Here is a 375-nt window from a genome sequence, read left to right as displayed (position 1 = left end):
ATTTAGAGCTTGCGCATATTGACTGCCCATCATTTTCAAACTTGATTGTTGATCGCCCTGACCATTTAAATAACTGTCAGGAATACCATATACTTTAGCAATTTGCTTACTAGTCCAATCTACCTGGTTTAGCAACTGAGCTATATTAGATTTTATTTCTAACGGCTGATAATCTTCTAGATCATCAATAACAGCTGGTCCGCCATCACTATGGTGTAATTGCCAAATAAATTTACGAGAACGTGCAGCTTTGTCTTTTTCGTCTAATAAAGCACTTTTTGTAACTTTTAAAATACCAGGTGTAGTTACAGATTGTTTCAAAGCTGACATTGTCAGATCATTAGAAGCATCTTTAATGTCTAGTTCATTAGTAAG

Annotated in this window: 1 protein-coding gene; it reads right to left on the bottom strand. The window is 34.9% G+C overall.

Going from position 1 to position 375, the window contains the following annotated elements; genetic code table 11:
- A partial coding sequence (locus H3V04_RS08925; protein ID WP_198188238.1) for a phage portal protein occupies window positions 1-375 on the bottom strand: 375 nt, incomplete at both ends.

Source organism: Bifidobacterium sp. M0353 (assembly GCF_016100645.1).
GTDB classification, from domain to species: Bacteria; Actinomycetota; Actinomycetes; order Actinomycetales; family Bifidobacteriaceae; genus Bombiscardovia; species Bombiscardovia choladohabitans.
Note: the sequence above shows the minus strand (reverse complement) of the source record. Positions and strands in the feature narration are given on the sequence as shown.